Origin of the sequence: Sphingobacterium sp. SRCM116780 (assembly GCF_021442025.1) — a bacterium.
GTDB lineage: Bacteria > Bacteroidota > Bacteroidia > Sphingobacteriales > Sphingobacteriaceae > Sphingobacterium.
Genome location: NZ_CP090446.1, coordinates 115,322 through 132,226, shown reverse-complemented (window position 1 = coordinate 132,226; position 16,905 = coordinate 115,322). Strand labels below are relative to the sequence as shown.

Genomic DNA, 16,905 nt, shown 5'->3' with positions numbered 1-16,905 from the left:
GGCATATTTTTCTTTATTGATTATCGATTTATTACCCGCGCTGTCCTGCTAATAAATAAAGAACTGCCATACGGACTGCGACTCCATTTTCGACTTGATCTAATATAATCGAATGTTGGCTATCGGCCACATCGGACGTAATCTCCACCCCTCTATTGATTGGTCCTGGATGCATAATTGTAATTTCTTTATCCAAGGAATCTAATAGCTGTTTATTTAACCCATATAACATCGAATATTCACGTAAGGAAGGAAAATAAGCAATGTCTTGTCTTTCTAACTGGATACGCAACATATTCGCCACATCACACCAATTCAGCGCTTTCATCAAATCATATTCGACTTTAACGCCTAGAGATGAAATATATTTAGGGATCAACGTTGTTGGCCCACAAACCATTACTTCTGCTCCTTGTTTTTGAAGACATAGGATATTTGATAGTGCCACACGTGAGTGCGTGATATCGCCTATAATCGCGACTTTGCGTCCCGCTACATCTCCATAACGTTCACGAATGGAAAACGAATCCAATAATGCTTGCGTTGGATGTTCATGTGCTCCATCACCGGCATTGACAATCTGTGCATTCACATGTTTACTCAAAAACACGCCTGCTCCAGCATAGGGATGACGCATCACAATCATATCGACCTTCATCGCTAAGATGTTATTAACAGTATCGATTAATGTCTCTCCTTTACTCACAGAAGATGATGAAGCAGCAAAATTAACAATATCAGCAGAAAGCCTTTTCTCAGCCAACTCAAATGATAAGCGCGTGCGTGTAGAGTTCTCAAAAAAGACATTCGCAATCGTGATATCACGAAGAGAAGGAACTTTTTTTATCGGTCTGTTTAATATTTCTTTAAAATTGCTTGCTGTATTTAGAATCAATTGAATATCAGATTCATTCAAATCCTTTATTCCTAATAAATGACGTGTACTTAATTGTTCAGCTGTTGATGACATTGTATAACGTATTCAAAATTTTCTTTATTCTATTTCTTCTCAGTTACTAACGTGATGCTATCTTGATTCTCTGACTCCTGCCAATTGACAATTACTTTTTGTGAATCAATAGAATCAACTTGTATCCCGATATAATCCGGTTGAATCGGTATCTGCCTCGAGAAACGGCGATCCACCAATACCAGCAATTCGATACGCTCTGCACGACCAAACGCTTGAATAGCATCCATCGCGGAACGAATGGTTCGACCAGTCCAAAGAACGTCATCCATTAAAATGACCTTTTTACCTTCTATTATAAAATTGATATTTGTACTATTAGCTAGAATGGGACCATCGTTACCTTTTCTTCGAAAATCGTCACGATAAAATGTAATATCCAAATCGCCATTTAAAATTGATGCGCCTAACATGTGTTCCAATTCTTTGACAATACGTTTGGCTAAGAAAGTTCCTCGAGGCTGTATACCAATGATAACGGTATTTGAAAAATCACCATGATTCTCAATCAATTGACGACATAGTCTTTGAATGGTGATCTGAAATTTTGGTCCATCTAATAAAATCGATTGTTTCATTAAGGGAATATTTAAGCAAACGTACTACTTTTTTTGAAAAAAACCGAATTATAGCAGACTTTTATTGCCGAGTCTATGCATAATCAATCACTTAAAAAATAGAGACTGATCCTTTTTTCTGATCTTATTGACTATAGTGCAGACACAAACGATTTCAACAACTTTTTAAATGATCTGCTCAGATACCAAATTTGGATCAACTTCTAACCAACTTCGGACTTTCTTCTAGCGCCCAACACCTTTACACCGCTCTTGCACCACTCTTTTACCACACCTGCATCGGGAAAAAGGCGGTGCAATAGCGGTAAAAAAGTGTTCCAGGTGTATTGAAACTCCGAAGTTGGTTAGAAGAAAGTACGAAGAAGGTTAGAAAAAGGTCAAGGTGTCTTACAAACTGAATGGATGTCCTTACAACCTATTCTATTTCTTTACCAACGTCAGCACCCCGCTTATTGATCAACCAATAAACAGGGAGACCTAAAACGATGAGGATAAAACCTGGCCACGTGTATTGAGGTTTATATAAAATCAGGAGGATACAAAATGTGCCTCCAATCAATAAATAAATCAATGGAACAATAGGATATCCGAATGTTTTATAAGAACGTTCCAGTTGTGGTTTTTTGATTCTTAACCAAATTACAGCAAAAACAGTGATCATATAGAAGAGTACAATCACAAAAGATATCATATCTAGCAAATCTCCATACTGACCGCTTAGACAAAGCAGAGAAGCCCAGATACCCTGTATCCATAACGATCTTTCTGGTACTTCATTTTTGTTATTTGGAATAACTTGTTTCAAAAACAGGCCATCTTTTGCCATCCGTTGAAAGACACGAGCTCCAGAAAGTACGATACCATTGACACAGCCAAACGTGGAGATCATCACCAAAATAGCCATAATAATTGTTCCTGTTCCTCCTAATATCTTTTGGGCAGTAGCTACTGCTACGCGGTCGTTGACAGCGAATGCAATCTCCTCTCTATTTAATGCCGATAGATAAACATAATTACAGAATAAATACAACAACATAACTAAGGAGGTTCCGATCACCATCGCACGTACAACATTACGCTTTGGATTATCAATTTCTCCAGCAATAAAGGTGACATTCTCCCAAGCAACGCTACTAAAAACGGAACCTACCATTGCTGCCGCAATACCTCCAAGAAGTAAACCACCACTTATACCAGTCCATCCTTCTCCTTTTAAGTTTTGAAAGGAGTCTAATCCATAGCTCAGGTTTTCAGAAAAATGATTTTCCTTGATCATAAAAACCCCACCTATAATCAAAAGAATAAGAGCAATTATTTTGGAAGAAGTAAAGAATGACTGAATGATTTTTCCGCTTCTCACTCCTTTGGTGTTGATAAATGTGAGTATCAGGATAATGAAAATAGCGAGTATTTGAATCCAGGTAATTTTAAAAGAACCATTTTCATAAAGAGGGGCTGCATCATTTAGCTGAGGAATCAAATAAGCAGCAAATTTCCCAAAAGCGACCGCAACCGCGGCAATTGTTCCGGTTTGGATCACGGTAAACAAACTCCATCCATATAGGAAGCCTGTCATTTTGCCAAAAACCTCGGTCAAATAGGTGTACTGACCACCAGCTTTAGGAAATAAGGAAGATAACTCACCGTAACAAATGGCCGCTGAAACTGTCATAACAGCGGTAATTAGCCAAACAATTATCACCCACCATCCTGAACCCAATTGTCGCATCATATCCGATGAAACAATAAAAATTCCACTTCCAATCATGGATCCCATTACAATCATAATAGCATCCCAAAGTTTGAGTTGTCGATTCATCTTGAATTGTTAATTCTTACATTTAGGTTGGTTACCTGTTAACAAACTTACAAATATTCTTGAAAAACAATTGATTTACAAACAAATAAAACTGCGGCAATCAAAACGAATGATGAGAGTAAAAAAACAAGGTTATGAAACTTATCATAACCGTGTTTTTACCCCAAGAGGGGTCATATGAATGTTAATCTTATAGACTTGGTTTTTACGAAATATTTTATCCAAAAAATTTCGTAGGATCAAAGCCATGTTGTTTTAAAACATCATCTGGAACACCTGTCCAAACGCCGGGTGTATTTCCTTGAAATCCTATCGCCTTCACGCCAATTTCACTGGTATAAAATCCAGAAGATGTTAAATTACGCATCAACGAGAAGAACGATACTCCTTGTTGCATTTCAGGTTTCGCTAGTTCTGGATAAGCAATGTCGTCAACGATAGCCAATTGTTCTTTTTCTTTACACTTAATGAAAGCCTGTCCATATCTTTTCTGACACTGTACATCCAACCATTTTAACCCGCCACGCATTGGAATTTTGTTATCTGGTAGATCTTTGACAATAAACTCGATGAAATCTGGTACTCCAGCGTCCGAAGCACTTCCTGAAGTGGCGTCCTTTGGTATAATGATATCTGCAAGAACCGTAATTGTAGCAAATTCATGTTCATTGAAAAATTTCTCTTCTAACAGTGCTTTTGTACGTTCATACTCAAAATCCTGAACACCTGGAAGTTTATCCTTAGGAGATGCCGCCACTGCGCCTTTACTGTTGTCAGAGTTACATGATTCTGCCAATAGGCCAGTTCCTGCAGCGATCAGACCTAATGCTTTTAGTGATTCTCTTCTGTTCATGAGTCTTAGCTATTTAAGTTTTTCTTCTCTTGTAAAATATATTCTGCTGTTCGCATAGACAATGCCAATATTGTCCAAGTCAGGTTCTTATCCCCTTGTTGAACAAAAGGTCCCGCATCTACCACAAACAGATTTTTGCAATCATGTGCTTGTCCCCATTTATTCAAGGCTGAGGTTTTAGGATCATTACCCATACGCGTTGTTCCACCTTCATGAATAATTTTACCTGGGGCTTCTAAACCATACAACGTATCTGCACCTGGCATCTTTGAAGTAACCACCGCTCCCATTTCATGCATAATCGACTGGAACGTCTCCTGCATATGTTTGGCTTGCGCAATTTCTTCATTCGCCCATTTATAATGAAAGCGTAATACAGGAATACCATATTTATCCACTTTAGTAGGATCGATTTCACAATAGTTATCAATTCTCGCCAGTGCCGTTCCTCTTCCCGCCATACCTACATTTGCACCATAGAAACTATTATAATCCTGTTTTAATGACTCTCCATATCCTCCTTGTGGTTTATTTTTTCCATCAGCACCTTTTGCATGTTGATTTACCTTAGGCACCCAATTTAAAAAGCCATAAGAAGGCATATGTAAACCACCACCGTATTCAATATGGTAACCTCTAGGGAAATTTAAGTTCTTGTTTTCTCCCCACCAAGGAGAATAAATATGCACACTACCAACACCGTCTTCATTGTATCGTTTGCGATCTAATAGTTGCGGTAAAAAACCAGAAAGACTAGCGCCAGTTGAATCATGGAGATACTTCCCAACGACTCCACTGCTATTTCCAACACCCCCTGGGTGGGATTTTGATTTTGAGTTAAGCATAATACGCGCACTTTCACAAGCACTAGCTCCCAAAATAACCGTTTTCCCTTTCACAGAGTATTCTTGCAAATCTTTGGTATCTACATAAGAAACTCCTATCGCTATCCCTTCATCATTTGTCAGGACTTCACGCACCATGGCGTTATCGATTACTTTTAAATTTCCAGTCTTCATAGCTGGAATAACCAGACAAGAAGATGAAGAAAAGTCACCATACACTTTACAAGAACGGCCACATTGCCCACAGTAAAAACAAGTCCCCCTACCTTTAATTTCCTTCGATACTTCGGTCAAGACAGCTCCTCTACCTGGTATAACCGGTACTCCTGCTTTTTTAGCTCCTTTTGCTATATATAATTCATTTAGCCTTGGCTTTGGTGGTTTCATAAAGATCCCATCGGGTTCGTTATGAATTCCTTCTACGGTACCATAAACACCAATCATTCGATCGACACGATCATAAAATGGTTTAACCTCATCATACGTAATCGGCCATTCTGCGGTTACACCATCTTTTGGTTTGAAATCATCAGGTCCCATACGCAAAGATATACGTCCCCAGTGGTTGGTACGACCTCCAAGCATTCGTGCACGAAACCATTCAAATTCCGTTCCATCCACCTGACTATAAGGTTCTCCTTCAATTTGCCATCCACCGAATAAGGCATCAAAGTCCCCAAAAGGGCGCGTAGTAGAAGCTCCTCTACGTGGAGATTCCCAAGGCCAACGTAATTGCAACGAGTCTTTTGCTGGATCATAAAAAGGTCCAGCCTCCAACATCAATACTTTAAGACCTGCATTTGCTAAGATGTAACCTGCCATACCCCCACCAGCTCCTGATCCAACGACAATAGCATCATAGACTTCTGCACTTTCTTTTATTTGATAATTTACCATAATCTACTTTTTGTTTTTGAAGGTTTAGTTTAGTTTGACCATAAAATTTGGTTATTTGAGCTTAACCCTCCAAAAATTTTGGTTATCAATAATTGCTAGATAAAGGTACAAATTATTGAAAACACTTGACATTTCAAAACAATTTTATCGTTTTAGCAGATTGTAAACAAGACTTTACAATTGAAACCACCGATGGTATTAATTAGAATTCTTCAAAAAAGCCCTTTAGACAAAGTTGTATAGGTTATGCGAATACGTCGGTGATCCGGATTCACGTAAGAGCTAGTCGATCACTATTTTTAAGTATAAAATTAAGGCACAAAAAAAGGGGCTTACGAAATGTAAGCCCCTTTTCAAATTTTGATTTATTCTAATCCAAATTGTTTTTTATAACCATTTTCAAGTTGAGTTACTTCTTGTAGAAGTTTCGTCTCTTTCGTTTGTGATAAAATACTTTTATAGGCTCCTAGTGTTCGAAGCGCTGTTTGAATATTTGCGTATTCTAATTCTGCTTTCGTTTGAGCGATGTCATTATAATAAGCCATATTTTGTTTTAAGAATAACAAATTACGACTAACAATATCATTTGCTTTCTGATTTTCTCCCACACTATACAATACATTAATAACTAGTGCATAACTTAAAGCATCACGCATCAAGAAAACACGTTTTGGCATTTTCTCATAAGTCAATACCGCAACTTCTTTGGCTTCTTTTGCTTTTCCTTGTTCTAATAACTGCGTAGCGGTACTACCTGTTATTGTATTGGTAATCAAACTCAACATACGGTACGATTCAGGATCCAAATAAGGTGATGTCGCAAAATTACCCCAAGCATATTTCTTTGTGATATCTGTATATGCTGCATCTGTATTAATCACAGATCCTTCATTTTCTTTAGCTACGTTAATCGGCATCAAACGCAATGCAAAACCTTCCTGTACTAAATACTTATCTAAACCTAAATAATTATCATTGGGAACAGTGGTTGCAAAATAAATAGGACGTTTCCAGTTATTGTGCGCTAGAATAGATAAAATAGATAATTCTGCACGCGTTACATATCCTTTATTATAGGTCCATGTTAAGGTATCTGTAATTGAGCTTTCCCATTCTTTAGGCACTACTTTATTTTGAATAACTGCATTTCTATCTACAGCCAAAGAAAGGTTTTTCGTTGGTAAGAAATTCTCAAACTCTCCTGTATTTAACTGCGCCTTATTTTTAGGATCATCGGAAAGCATAATCTGTAATACCAGGTTCAAATCAACATGTCCTGGAACTTGTACATCTTGATAATACATCACATCACGAACACCTTTTTTAAATTTCTCTTTATCAATATTAATCGGTAGTGCATCGGCATTGTTCGCTTTATACTGCATTTGTTCCATGTACCAATCAGCACTCAATAAGCTTAGATTCACCACACGAACATCTGTACGTATACCTTCTACCTCTTGTGCATACCACAATGGATAGGTGTCGTTATCACCATAAGTGAATAAAATCGCATTTGGAGCACAAGATTCTAAATAATCTTTTGCCAAATCGCGAGCAGTTAATTTATGTGAACGATCATGATCATCCCAGTTTTCTTTTGCCAATAAAACTGGAGCTGCTAACAAACAAGCTACCGTTGTCAATCCAGCAGCAGTTTTTGGATTCATTTTCTTTCCTAGAAAATCTGCTATTGCAAACACCCCCAATCCGATCCAAATGGCAAATGCATAGAAAGAACCTGCATAAGCGTAATCACGTTCACGAGGTTGTAAAGGACTCTGATTTAAGTATAATACAATAGCTAAACCCGTAAAAAAGAACAATAGTCCAACAACACCAGCATCTTTTTGTCTTTTACCAAAGTGCCAAAAAGCACCAATTAGACCAATAATCAAGGGCAAGAAATAATATTTATTATTCGATGGATCTGTTTTCAACGAATCAGGAATGGCGTTTTGTCCGCCTACGAGCATTTGGTCAATAGGCTTAATCCCCGAAATCCAATTCCCTTCCGTAAAGGTGCCATGACCTTGCTGGTCATTTTGACGTCCTGCAAAGTTCCATAAGAAATAGCGTCCATACATATGTCCTATTTGATAACTAAAAAAGAATTTCAGGTTATCGCCAAATGTAGGAGATTGACCTTCACCTAATTTCAAGAAATCAGCATAATAGCCAGGATGTCCATCGCGATTACTATATACCCTTGGAAACAAGACTTCCTTATCGTATTGATAAGTGGAACCTGTTTGTATTTTGGTGTATTTATCTTGATCTTTTCTATACGAATAGGTAGGTTCTACACCTGTAATTTTAGAATCAAAGTTAGGTCCTTTAAACAAAGGTTCGCTTGCATATTGCTCACGTCCCAAATAACTCAAGAATGTAAAAGCATTTTCAGGATCACTGTTATTTAAAGTAGGATTGGCCTTTGCACGAATCATGATCATAGCGAAAGAACTATAACCAAAAATAATAAAGGATGCACCGATAAGCACTATATTTAGAATTGGCTTCACTTTTTTGATAGAATACCAAATGCCATATGCTAATAATCCGACTAACAGAATAACAAAGAAAGAAAATCCAGTACCAAAGCCCATTCCTAAAGAATTCACGAAGAATAAATCAAAATAGGCAGCAAATTTAACGGAGTATTGAATGACACCCCATAGAATAACCGCTAGTACAACAACACCTAATAAGAATGATTGGATAGCACCTTTACTTGTAACTGTTTTTGCTCTTTTAAAATAGATCACCAAAGCAATTGCTGGAATAACAAGCAAGTTCAATAAATGGACACCAATAGACAATCCCATTACATAGGCGATAAAAATCAACCAACGATCTGAACCTGGTTCATCTGCATGATTCTCCCACTTCAAGATGCCCCAGAATACAACAGCAGTACATAATGAAGACATCGCATATACTTCGGACTCTACTGCGGAGAACCAAAATGTATCTGAGAAAGCATACGCCAATGCACCTACCAAACCTGATCCAAAAATCTTGATCAAATCGGCGCTCGAGTAGTCTCCTTCTACAGTTTTTGTTACGACTTTTCGTGCTAATGCAGTAATCGTCCAAAACAAAAATAAAATAGTGATACCACTACATACACCAGAACCCACATTCATCCAAAAAGCGATACGTGTAACATCACCTAAGGCAAGATTTGAGAATATATTTTGAATCATCAAAAATAAAGGAGCACCTGGCTGGTGAACAATCTGCATTTTATATGCGGAAGCTATAAACTCACCACAATCCCACCAACTCGTTGACCGTTCGGCGGTTAACATATAAGTGACTGTTGCTATAATAGCACAAGCCCACCCTAAAACATTATTAATTTTAGTATAGTTCATAAATTATACTGTATAAAGATTATAATACGCACCGAAAATAAGGATATTTAATAACAAACGAATTAAATTATATTTTTTTATCCTATAAAATTCAAATTTGTTACTTCTTCTTAGTCTAGAATTGCCTCTATCTCCAATACGTAACGAATGTATTTTAAAATTATTAGCCTGAGAATCAATTAAAATACATTTATTCGATTTTTTTTATTTGCAGAAATGAAAAAGCGCCGTATATTTGCATCATCAAAAGTGACCGACACGCTTCCATAGTGTTCCATTTTTGATAATGTTTGCTCGATAGTATAAGGGTAGTACGACAGTTTTTGGTACTGTTTGTCTTGGTTCGAATCCAGGTCGAGCAACATTTAAAAAGGCTTACTTAGGTAAGCCTTTTCTTTTTAAAATCGATTCAAAGTAGGATCCCAAGTTACTTTTGGAAAATCTAAGGGATCATAAGCTACAACCCGATAAACCCTGTGCAACTATATTTTAGTATTTCGTATACGTTGTGTTTTGACAGCCTTTTCATTTTTTTTGAAATCGAGTTTTGAAATTAAAAACATTTATATAACTTTGCAGCATCGAAAAGATTCGGTAGTGAAGGCTACTCTTATTTTTAAGATAGATTGCTCGATAGTATAAGGGTAGTACGACAGTTTTTGGTACTGTTTGTCTTGGTTCGAATCCAGGTCGAGCAACTTTAAAAAAAATGGATTGTTGTAAAAAGACAATCCATTTTTTTTAAATCATTAGAAAGTAATTGGCAACATACTAACAGAAAATTCTATTCTAATCCACTATATCAAAAATAAAAACCATGCCTTTGCAATTCAACACGGTTAAGTTATTCGCTGGTTCTGGCACTACAGAATTGGCAGAAAAAATCGCTACTGCTTATGGAAAGCCTCTTGGTGACAAGAGTTTATCTCGTTTTAGCGATGGAGAAATCCAACCTTTTTACAATGAATCCGTTCGTGGAAGTGATGTATTCATCGTTCAATCAACCAATCAACCAACCGATAATTTGTTTGAATTATTATTGATGATTGATGCAGCAAAACGTGCTTCAGCACATTACATCACTGCAGTGGTTCCTTATTTTGGTTTTGCTCGTCAAGATCGTAAAGATAAACCACGTGTAGCCATTGGAGCAAAAATGATCGCGAACCTGATCACAGCAGCAGGTGCCTCTCGAATCATGACAATGGACTTACATGCTGCTCAAATCCAAGGTTTCTTTGATATTCCTGTTGATCACTTAGATGGTTCCATTATCTTCGTTCCTTACATCAAGTCACTTAACCTTCCAAACCTGACGATTGCATCTCCAGATATGGGAGGTTCATACCGTGCTCGTACATTTGCAAAATTCTTCAATGCTGAAGTTATTATTTGTGATAAACGCCGTAAACGTGCCAATGAAATTGAATCTATGTCAATCATTGGTGATGTAACAGGTCAAGATGTTGTATTGATCGATGACATCTGTGATACTGCTGGAACTTTATCAAAAGCTGCTGCATTAATCATGGAAAGTGGTGCTCGATCAGTAAGAGCAGTATGTACACATGCTGTATTATCTGGTAAAGCATATGAAACAATTGAGAATTCGGTATTGTCTGAAATGATTGTTACAGATACGATTCAATTAGATCCTGAAAAAATGAAACAGTCTACTAAAATTAGAGTGTTATCTACAGCAGATTTATTTGGAAAAGCGATTAAAAATGTAAATCAACATAGTTCTATCTCAGATTTATTCACGATTGATTAATCGCTGATATAGAAATCAATGTATAATAAAAAACGAATCTCCATCATAGAGATTCGTTTTTTATTTAAAATAATAGCAATCAGTATTTTATTATCCAATTAAATACATATCTTTGCACCTCAAAATTTAATAAAAATTAAACATGAAATCAATTGCTATTAGCGGTTCTGTAAGACAGAACGTAGGGAAAAGAGATTCAAAAGAATTGCGTTATGAAGGTAATATTCCTGCAGTTCTTTATGGTGGTGCTACACAAACACACCTGTCTGTATCCGCAGCTGATTTGAAACCAGTTCTTTACACACCAGAGGTTGTATTCGTAGAATTAAACCTTGATGGAAAAACTGTAAAAGCTATTGTTCAAGACGCTCAATTCCATCCATTAACTGACTTAGTTACTCATATCGACTTTTTGGAGTTAAATGATGAGAAAGAAGTTACTTTAAATATTCCTGTAAAATTAACTGGAACTTCTCCAGGTGTTAAATTAGGGGGTAAATTAGTTCAAAAACTACGTAAATTACGTATTAAAGCTTTACCTGGAAACTTGCCTCAAGAGATTGAAGTTCCTATGGAGTCTTTAGAAGTTGGTAAATCATTCCGCGTAGCTCAAGTAACTTTACAAAATGCTAAAGTATTAAACAATGCTGACGATACAATCGTATCTGTTATCATGTCACGTGCTTTACGTCAAGCAGAACAAGAAGCTGCAAAAGCAACTAAAGGTGGTAAAAAATAATCTCTCGAGATTTATTAAACGCCTACAAAAGGCATCGAAATTCGATGCCTTTTTTTATTAATATCCATTTGATTTTTATTAACAAGGAAGTTTTACTTACAATCTTATCGTTTACCCTTCCTTCAGTTTTGGTTACTGTATTACATAAATTTTGATTATCAAATGATGATTGCAATTATTTTGCTTTGTTACTCATACAGAAACGCTATTGTATATAAAAAGGTTTCCTTACTTTTGCAGGTAAAGTATTAAACAATGAATTATCTTATCGTAGGATTAGGCAATATCGGAAGTGAATATGCCGATACTCGACATAATATTGGTTTTATGGTTGCTGATCAGCTTGTCAAAGAGGCAAATGCGACTTTTTCAACCTTAAAACTAGCGGCTTACTCAGAATATAAACAACGAGGACATAGTGTCTATGTCATTAAACCCACAACTTATATGAATTTGAGTGGTAAGGCCATGAACTATTATATGCAGCTACTGAAAGTACCTATTCAGAACACGTTGGTGATTGTGGATGATCTAGCTATTCCTTTTGGGTCACTGCGCATTAAACCTAAAGGCTCTGCAGCTGGTCACAATGGATTGAAATCAATCGAAGCATTATGTGGAGGTCAAGCATATCCTCGCCTTCGTTTTGGGATTGGTGACAATTATCCCAAAGGAAGACAAATCGATTATGTTCTAGGCCCTTTTGACTACGAGGAGCAAAAAGAACTGCCTCAACTTATCGATCATGCTGTAAAAATGATCAATAGCTTCATCAACATCGGAATCGAACTGACGATGACAAATCTGAATACAAAATAAATATAAAGCCGTTGCTTAAATTACGTGAACGGCTTTATATTTATTTTATAGCGACATCTCCAAAAAGCGCAAACGTTTGATATAAGAAACTCCACAGTTCAATTAAAATGATTTTCTAACTTTAAGCGAACTTAAATTAATATCAATCCGATTACATCATGTTTTATTTCCAAAAAAAAAGAAGAAATACCTTATTTCGGTAGCTGTTTTATTCGTTTCTTATCAATTACAAGCACAGGATTCTCGTTTTGCAATTATCCCAAAGCCTACGGAAATCATTGCTCACAATGGAGAATTTACGTTAACTCCACAAACATTAATATTAATAAATAAAGAAAACCGTTCTGAAATACAAGAACTAGCAAAGTTGATTAAAGTTTCTACGGGTTTTGATCTTAAAATTGAAGAAGAAAGTACAAGAAAAAAAGGAATACACTTCGTCATTGATAAAACTTTAAAAAATATTCCAATAGAAGGATATAAATTAGATGTAATAGCCAATAATATTATTGTCAAAGCAAATTCACCCACTGGTTTATACTATGGGACACAAACCCTCAGACAATTATTACCAAGTAAGATCGAAAGTACATCTATCGTAAATAATAGCAAATGGATAGTTCCAAATGTCACCATCACTGATGCTCCAAGGTATCATTGGCGTGGCTATATGCAAGATGCAAGCAGGACATTTTATAGTGTTAATGTCATTAAAAAGTATTTGGATGTGATGGCGCTATATAAAATGAATACTTTTCATTGGCATTTAACAGATGATCAAGGTTGGCGCATTGAAATCAAAAAATATCCGAAATTGACTTCTGAAAAAACAACTGTTTTCCATCACACGACGAATCAGCCAGCTGAAAGAAGTGGATTTTATACACAAGATCAAATCAAAGAAGTTGTAGCATATGCTAAAGAAAGACATATTACGATTGTTCCAGAAATTGATGTTCCAGGACATTCCTGGCCAACAATTTTGGCATATCCAGAGTTAGGAGTTAATAAACATTCTTACCCAAACCATATATTCCCTTTTGTTTCTTCATGGGGTTATTGGGGAAATCAATTTACGCCAAATACGTTAGATCCAACCAAAGAGATCGTGTATGAGTTTCTAAATGATGTTTTTACCGAAGTCATTTCTTTATTCCCAGGTCAATATGTTCACTTTGGAGGAGATGAAGTACGTCATGATCTTTGGGAAAAAGAGCCTCATGTAATAGATTTCATGCAAAAAAATAACCTCAAAAATGTTCAAGAACTTCAAAGCTACTTTGTAACAAGAATTTCAAAAATAATCAGTGGTAAAGGAAAGATACCACTAGGATGGAATGATATTTTAGCTGATGCTAAAAATCTACCAAAGGAGACTGCGATTATGAGTTGGCTTGGTGCTGATGCCATAAAACAAGCCGTTGAGAATGGCTTTCAAAGTGTGGCGACTCCTACTGCCCCTTTATATTTCGATATCACACAGGCTGATCGCAATGATGGTACGATGAGTGACCTTGCTTATGATAATATCAATACAATTGAGAGGGTTTATAATTATGATCCAGCTCAAGGATTAACGTCTGAAGAAGAAAAATTGGTATTAGGTGTACAAGCAAATCAATGGACTGCATTGCCCCAAGAAGTAAAAGATATGAATGTTCAAAACTTCCCTCGTCTATTAGCTGTTGCCGAAACAGGATGGACAGCTAAAGACAAGAAAGATTTCACTAATTTCTCTAATCGATTGAATCATCATTATGATCGATTAAACGAATTGAAGGTTGATTATTATAGAAGTGGTGGCTATATCGTATCAAAATGGTCGCCTGCTACTGTTTCTGAAGAATTCAAGGAAATGAATGTTGACGTAACTAAAAAAGTGTACACAAATGGGCGTATCCAAACAGGTTTTTTCTTTACTGAAGGTAAAAATTTCTTAGAAATTGATGGCGTACAGCTTTTAGAAGATGGAAAGGTTATTGCTTCAGATAATCATCATGCTTTGGCTGATAAATTTAGGGGGACGAACAAAATCAAACCTTTTTTCTTTAATTTTGAAGTCAAAAATTATAACCCTCATTCAAAATATACGGTAATGGCCAAAGTGAGAAGTGTTGGTGGTACAAATTCATATGGAAATTTTACTTTCAATTTGAGTCCTTATCAACCTTTTACCATAGCGGAATCGAGATAACGGAAGCATAAGAAATATAAAAACCTTCAAAATTGAAGAATTTTGAAGGTTTTTATATTTCTTATTTTTCAAATTCCATCTTCATTTGCCTCTTAATATTTTATTTTTTGTCGGATCCAACTGATTTCACTCCCATAATAGTGACAGTATCGGTTTTGTAACCTGACTTTCCATCCGTTTTATCGTCACCATTTTTTGTCGTGACAAGAATCACACCATTTCCAACTTTAGCTCCATAAAGATCAGTAGCTGAAGCGTCTTTTAAGACAGTAACCGATTCAATATCGTTTGGATTTATGGTATTCAAATCGAAATCATTATCCTTCGGCTTTCCATCCAAAACAATTAATGGTTTTATTTCTTTTTCACGAATCATTATCTTGTTTTTATTTGAAGAAGTCTCATCTAAAATGAATGGTTTTTTATTGTTTAAGATTATTGTTTTGTAATTTTTTGAAGATTCTTTTTTATCTACAAAATTTTTAGAACTATATCCCACGACCTTCTCTCCCTTCTTAGAAGTGATTAAAATAACACCATTTCCACCTTTAACTCCATAAAGATCAGTAGCTGAAGCGTCTTTTAGTACCTCTATACTTTCAATATTATCTGGTTTAATAGAATTTACTTCACCATCATAGATTTTTCCGTCCAGAATAACTAATGGTTCTACCGCTTTCCCACGTAGCCTAATTTTGCTAACTCCATCTACATGATCAACAGACTCCATATATAAACCAACAGCGTCACCTTTTGTTACCTCCTCAACAGAATTTTCTCTCGATCTGCTCGTAATCTCTACAACCCCATTATTACCTTTATCTCCATATTTGCGAGTTGCACTTTTATCTTTAAGAACATTTATTGCTTTTATGCTATTGGGGTCTACAGTCTTAATATCTTCTGCATCAATTTCCTTTCCATCCATAACATACAATACATCCCTTTTTAAAATTGGATTTCCTTGGGTGATATTATCTTCAATTTCTATTCTTTTAACGATCTTAACCGAACCACCATCTTGTTTTGCTTTAACAGACAGTGTGTCACTTTTCACCCTTATACCAGTCACTTTTCCTTTCAACGTGCCTTGACTTAAATCTAAAATTGAGATATTAGGTAAAACAGGTTTTAAATTGATGTCTTTAGTTGCATCAATGGCTTCCATGATTTTGGCTTCTGCTTTATTTAAAGTGAAAGCGCCTGCAGTTAAAATAAAAACAGGTAACATAAAAGCATATTTGCTCATTTGTATTTTTGCGGAGCGTTTTTTATTCATCATCATAATTCTTCTTTTTAAAGTTTTAAAACTAAATTGATTACCCAATGCTGCGGTGCCATCGTTATTATTTACACGTAGCAAACTATATTGATATGTTTGTCTATCAACGCCATTATTTAATACCTGTTGATCCGTTAAGAATTCTAAATTTTCGCGTATCGCTTTGCGTATGAGCCATACGAAAGGATTAAACCAGCTGCTGATTAAAGTAAACTCACTGATTAAAATATCAATCGAATGCAGACCCTTTACATGGATATCCTCATGCTTAAAAATATCTAGTAACTCAGGATCATTATGATGTTCACGATTGACATATATTTTATTTAAAAAAGAAAAAGGGACGATCGGTATAAAAACATTTCTGAAGAAATAAGACTGCCATTGCGCTGGTTCCGAATAAATATGAATACGCAATAAGCTGACCATCTGCAGAATAAAACGGCAAAGTAATAGCAAAATGCCAATTGCAAATAAGACGAGCAGTAAATTATTTAATGTAAAAATTGAAGTTTCAGTATCTTTTCTAAAATACATAGACCAATCCATCGCGATCTCCCCTACGGATGGAATAGGTTTGGCAAACCAAGATTGTATATCTAAAAAAGGGTAAGTGAATGAAAATAAAATACCTGCCATAAAATAAGAGCGGTTCAGCTTATAAAATGTTAGGTTTTTTAATAACAAAGCATAGCCTAAGTATACGACACTGAGCAATACATTAATTTGAATAGCATAATTTAGGATATTTTCCATCG

11 protein-coding genes are annotated in these 16,905 nt (G+C 35.9%); 4 read left to right on the top strand and 7 right to left on the bottom strand.

The features are described from left to right. Positions 1 to 31 precede the first annotated feature (31 nt). The 6 genes from LZQ00_RS00565 to LZQ00_RS00540 all read right to left on the bottom strand — a co-directional run bounded on the left by LZQ00_RS00565 (position 32) and on the right by LZQ00_RS00540 (position 9,339). Positions 32 to 970, bottom strand: a complete 939-nt coding sequence (locus LZQ00_RS00565) for an aspartate carbamoyltransferase catalytic subunit (RefSeq protein ID WP_234510927.1) — start codon at positions 968 to 970, stop codon at positions 32 to 34. 29 nt (positions 971 to 999) lie between these two features. Next, positions 1,000 to 1,548, bottom strand: coding sequence for a bifunctional pyr operon transcriptional regulator/uracil phosphoribosyltransferase PyrR (gene pyrR, locus LZQ00_RS00560; RefSeq protein ID WP_234510925.1), 549 nt, complete (start codon positions 1,546 to 1,548; stop codon positions 1,000 to 1,002). A 415-nt stretch (positions 1,549 to 1,963) separates the two neighbouring features. Continuing rightward, a complete protein-coding gene (locus tag LZQ00_RS00555) occupies positions 1,964 to 3,367 on the bottom strand; it encodes an APC family permease (RefSeq protein WP_234510923.1) in 1,404 nt (467 codons plus the stop codon). 217 nt (positions 3,368 to 3,584) lie between these two features. After that, complete coding sequence (locus LZQ00_RS00550; protein WP_234510921.1) at positions 3,585 to 4,220, bottom strand: gluconate 2-dehydrogenase subunit 3 family protein; 636 nt, start codon at positions 4,218 to 4,220, stop codon at positions 3,585 to 3,587. 5 nt (positions 4,221 to 4,225) lie between these two features. Then, positions 4,226 to 5,962, bottom strand: a complete 1,737-nt coding sequence (locus LZQ00_RS00545) for a GMC family oxidoreductase (protein WP_234510920.1) — start codon at positions 5,960 to 5,962, stop codon at positions 4,226 to 4,228. A gap of 365 nt (positions 5,963 to 6,327) precedes the next feature. Then, positions 6,328 to 9,339: a DUF2723 domain-containing protein gene (locus tag LZQ00_RS00540; RefSeq protein ID WP_234510918.1), complete on the bottom strand. Its 3,012-nt coding sequence runs from the start codon at positions 9,337 to 9,339 to the stop codon at positions 6,328 to 6,330. Positions 9,340 to 10,156: 817 nt separating this feature from the next. Here LZQ00_RS00540 and LZQ00_RS00535 point away from each other — a divergent pair. From LZQ00_RS00535 to LZQ00_RS00520, 4 genes are all read left to right on the top strand, one after another. Further along, on the top strand, positions 10,157 to 11,113 hold the full coding sequence (locus LZQ00_RS00535; RefSeq protein WP_234510916.1) for a ribose-phosphate pyrophosphokinase: 957 nt from the start codon (positions 10,157 to 10,159) through the stop codon (positions 11,111 to 11,113). 142 nt (positions 11,114 to 11,255) lie between these two features. Beyond that, entirely contained in the window at positions 11,256 to 11,852 is a 597-nt protein-coding gene (locus LZQ00_RS00530) for a 50S ribosomal protein L25/general stress protein Ctc (RefSeq protein WP_234510914.1), read from the top strand. 255 nt (positions 11,853 to 12,107) lie between these two features. Further along, complete coding sequence (pth, locus tag LZQ00_RS00525) at positions 12,108 to 12,671, top strand: aminoacyl-tRNA hydrolase (protein ID WP_234510912.1); 564 nt, start codon at positions 12,108 to 12,110, stop codon at positions 12,669 to 12,671. Positions 12,672 to 12,810: 139 nt separating this feature from the next. Next, complete coding sequence (locus tag LZQ00_RS00520; RefSeq protein ID WP_317259299.1) at positions 12,811 to 14,865, top strand: beta-N-acetylhexosaminidase; 2,055 nt, start codon at positions 12,811 to 12,813, stop codon at positions 14,863 to 14,865. A gap of 100 nt (positions 14,866 to 14,965) precedes the next feature. Here the strand turns inward: LZQ00_RS00520 and LZQ00_RS00515 are convergent, their stop codons facing one another. Beyond that, positions 14,966 to 16,903 (bottom strand): M56 family metallopeptidase, encoded by a 1,938-nt coding sequence (locus LZQ00_RS00515; protein ID WP_234510910.1) that lies wholly within the window; start codon positions 16,901 to 16,903, stop codon positions 14,966 to 14,968. Between the last annotated feature and the right edge of the window lie 2 nt (positions 16,904 to 16,905).

Coding starts and splice junctions, on each gene's coding strand:
- LZQ00_RS00565 (WP_234510927.1), bottom strand. CDS start 970: ATGTCATCAACAGCTGAACAATTAAGTACACGTCATTTATTAGGAATA.
- pyrR (WP_234510925.1), bottom strand. CDS start 1,548: ATGAAACAATCGATTTTATTAGATGGACCAAAATTTCAGATCACCATT.
- LZQ00_RS00555 (WP_234510923.1), bottom strand. CDS start 3,367: ATGAATCGACAACTCAAACTTTGGGATGCTATTATGATTGTAATGGGA.
- LZQ00_RS00550 (WP_234510921.1), bottom strand. CDS start 4,220: ATGAACAGAAGAGAATCACTAAAAGCATTAGGTCTGATCGCTGCAGGA.
- LZQ00_RS00545 (WP_234510920.1), bottom strand. CDS start 5,962: ATGGTAAATTATCAAATAAAAGAAAGTGCAGAAGTCTATGATGCTATT.
- LZQ00_RS00540 (WP_234510918.1), bottom strand. CDS start 9,339: ATGAACTATACTAAAATTAATAATGTTTTAGGGTGGGCTTGTGCTATT.
- LZQ00_RS00535 (WP_234510916.1), top strand. CDS start 10,157: ATGCCTTTGCAATTCAACACGGTTAAGTTATTCGCTGGTTCTGGCACT.
- LZQ00_RS00530 (WP_234510914.1), top strand. CDS start 11,256: ATGAAATCAATTGCTATTAGCGGTTCTGTAAGACAGAACGTAGGGAAA.
- pth (WP_234510912.1), top strand. CDS start 12,108: ATGAATTATCTTATCGTAGGATTAGGCAATATCGGAAGTGAATATGCC.
- LZQ00_RS00515 (WP_234510910.1), bottom strand. CDS start 16,903: ATGGAAAATATCCTAAATTATGCTATTCAAATTAATGTATTGCTCAGT.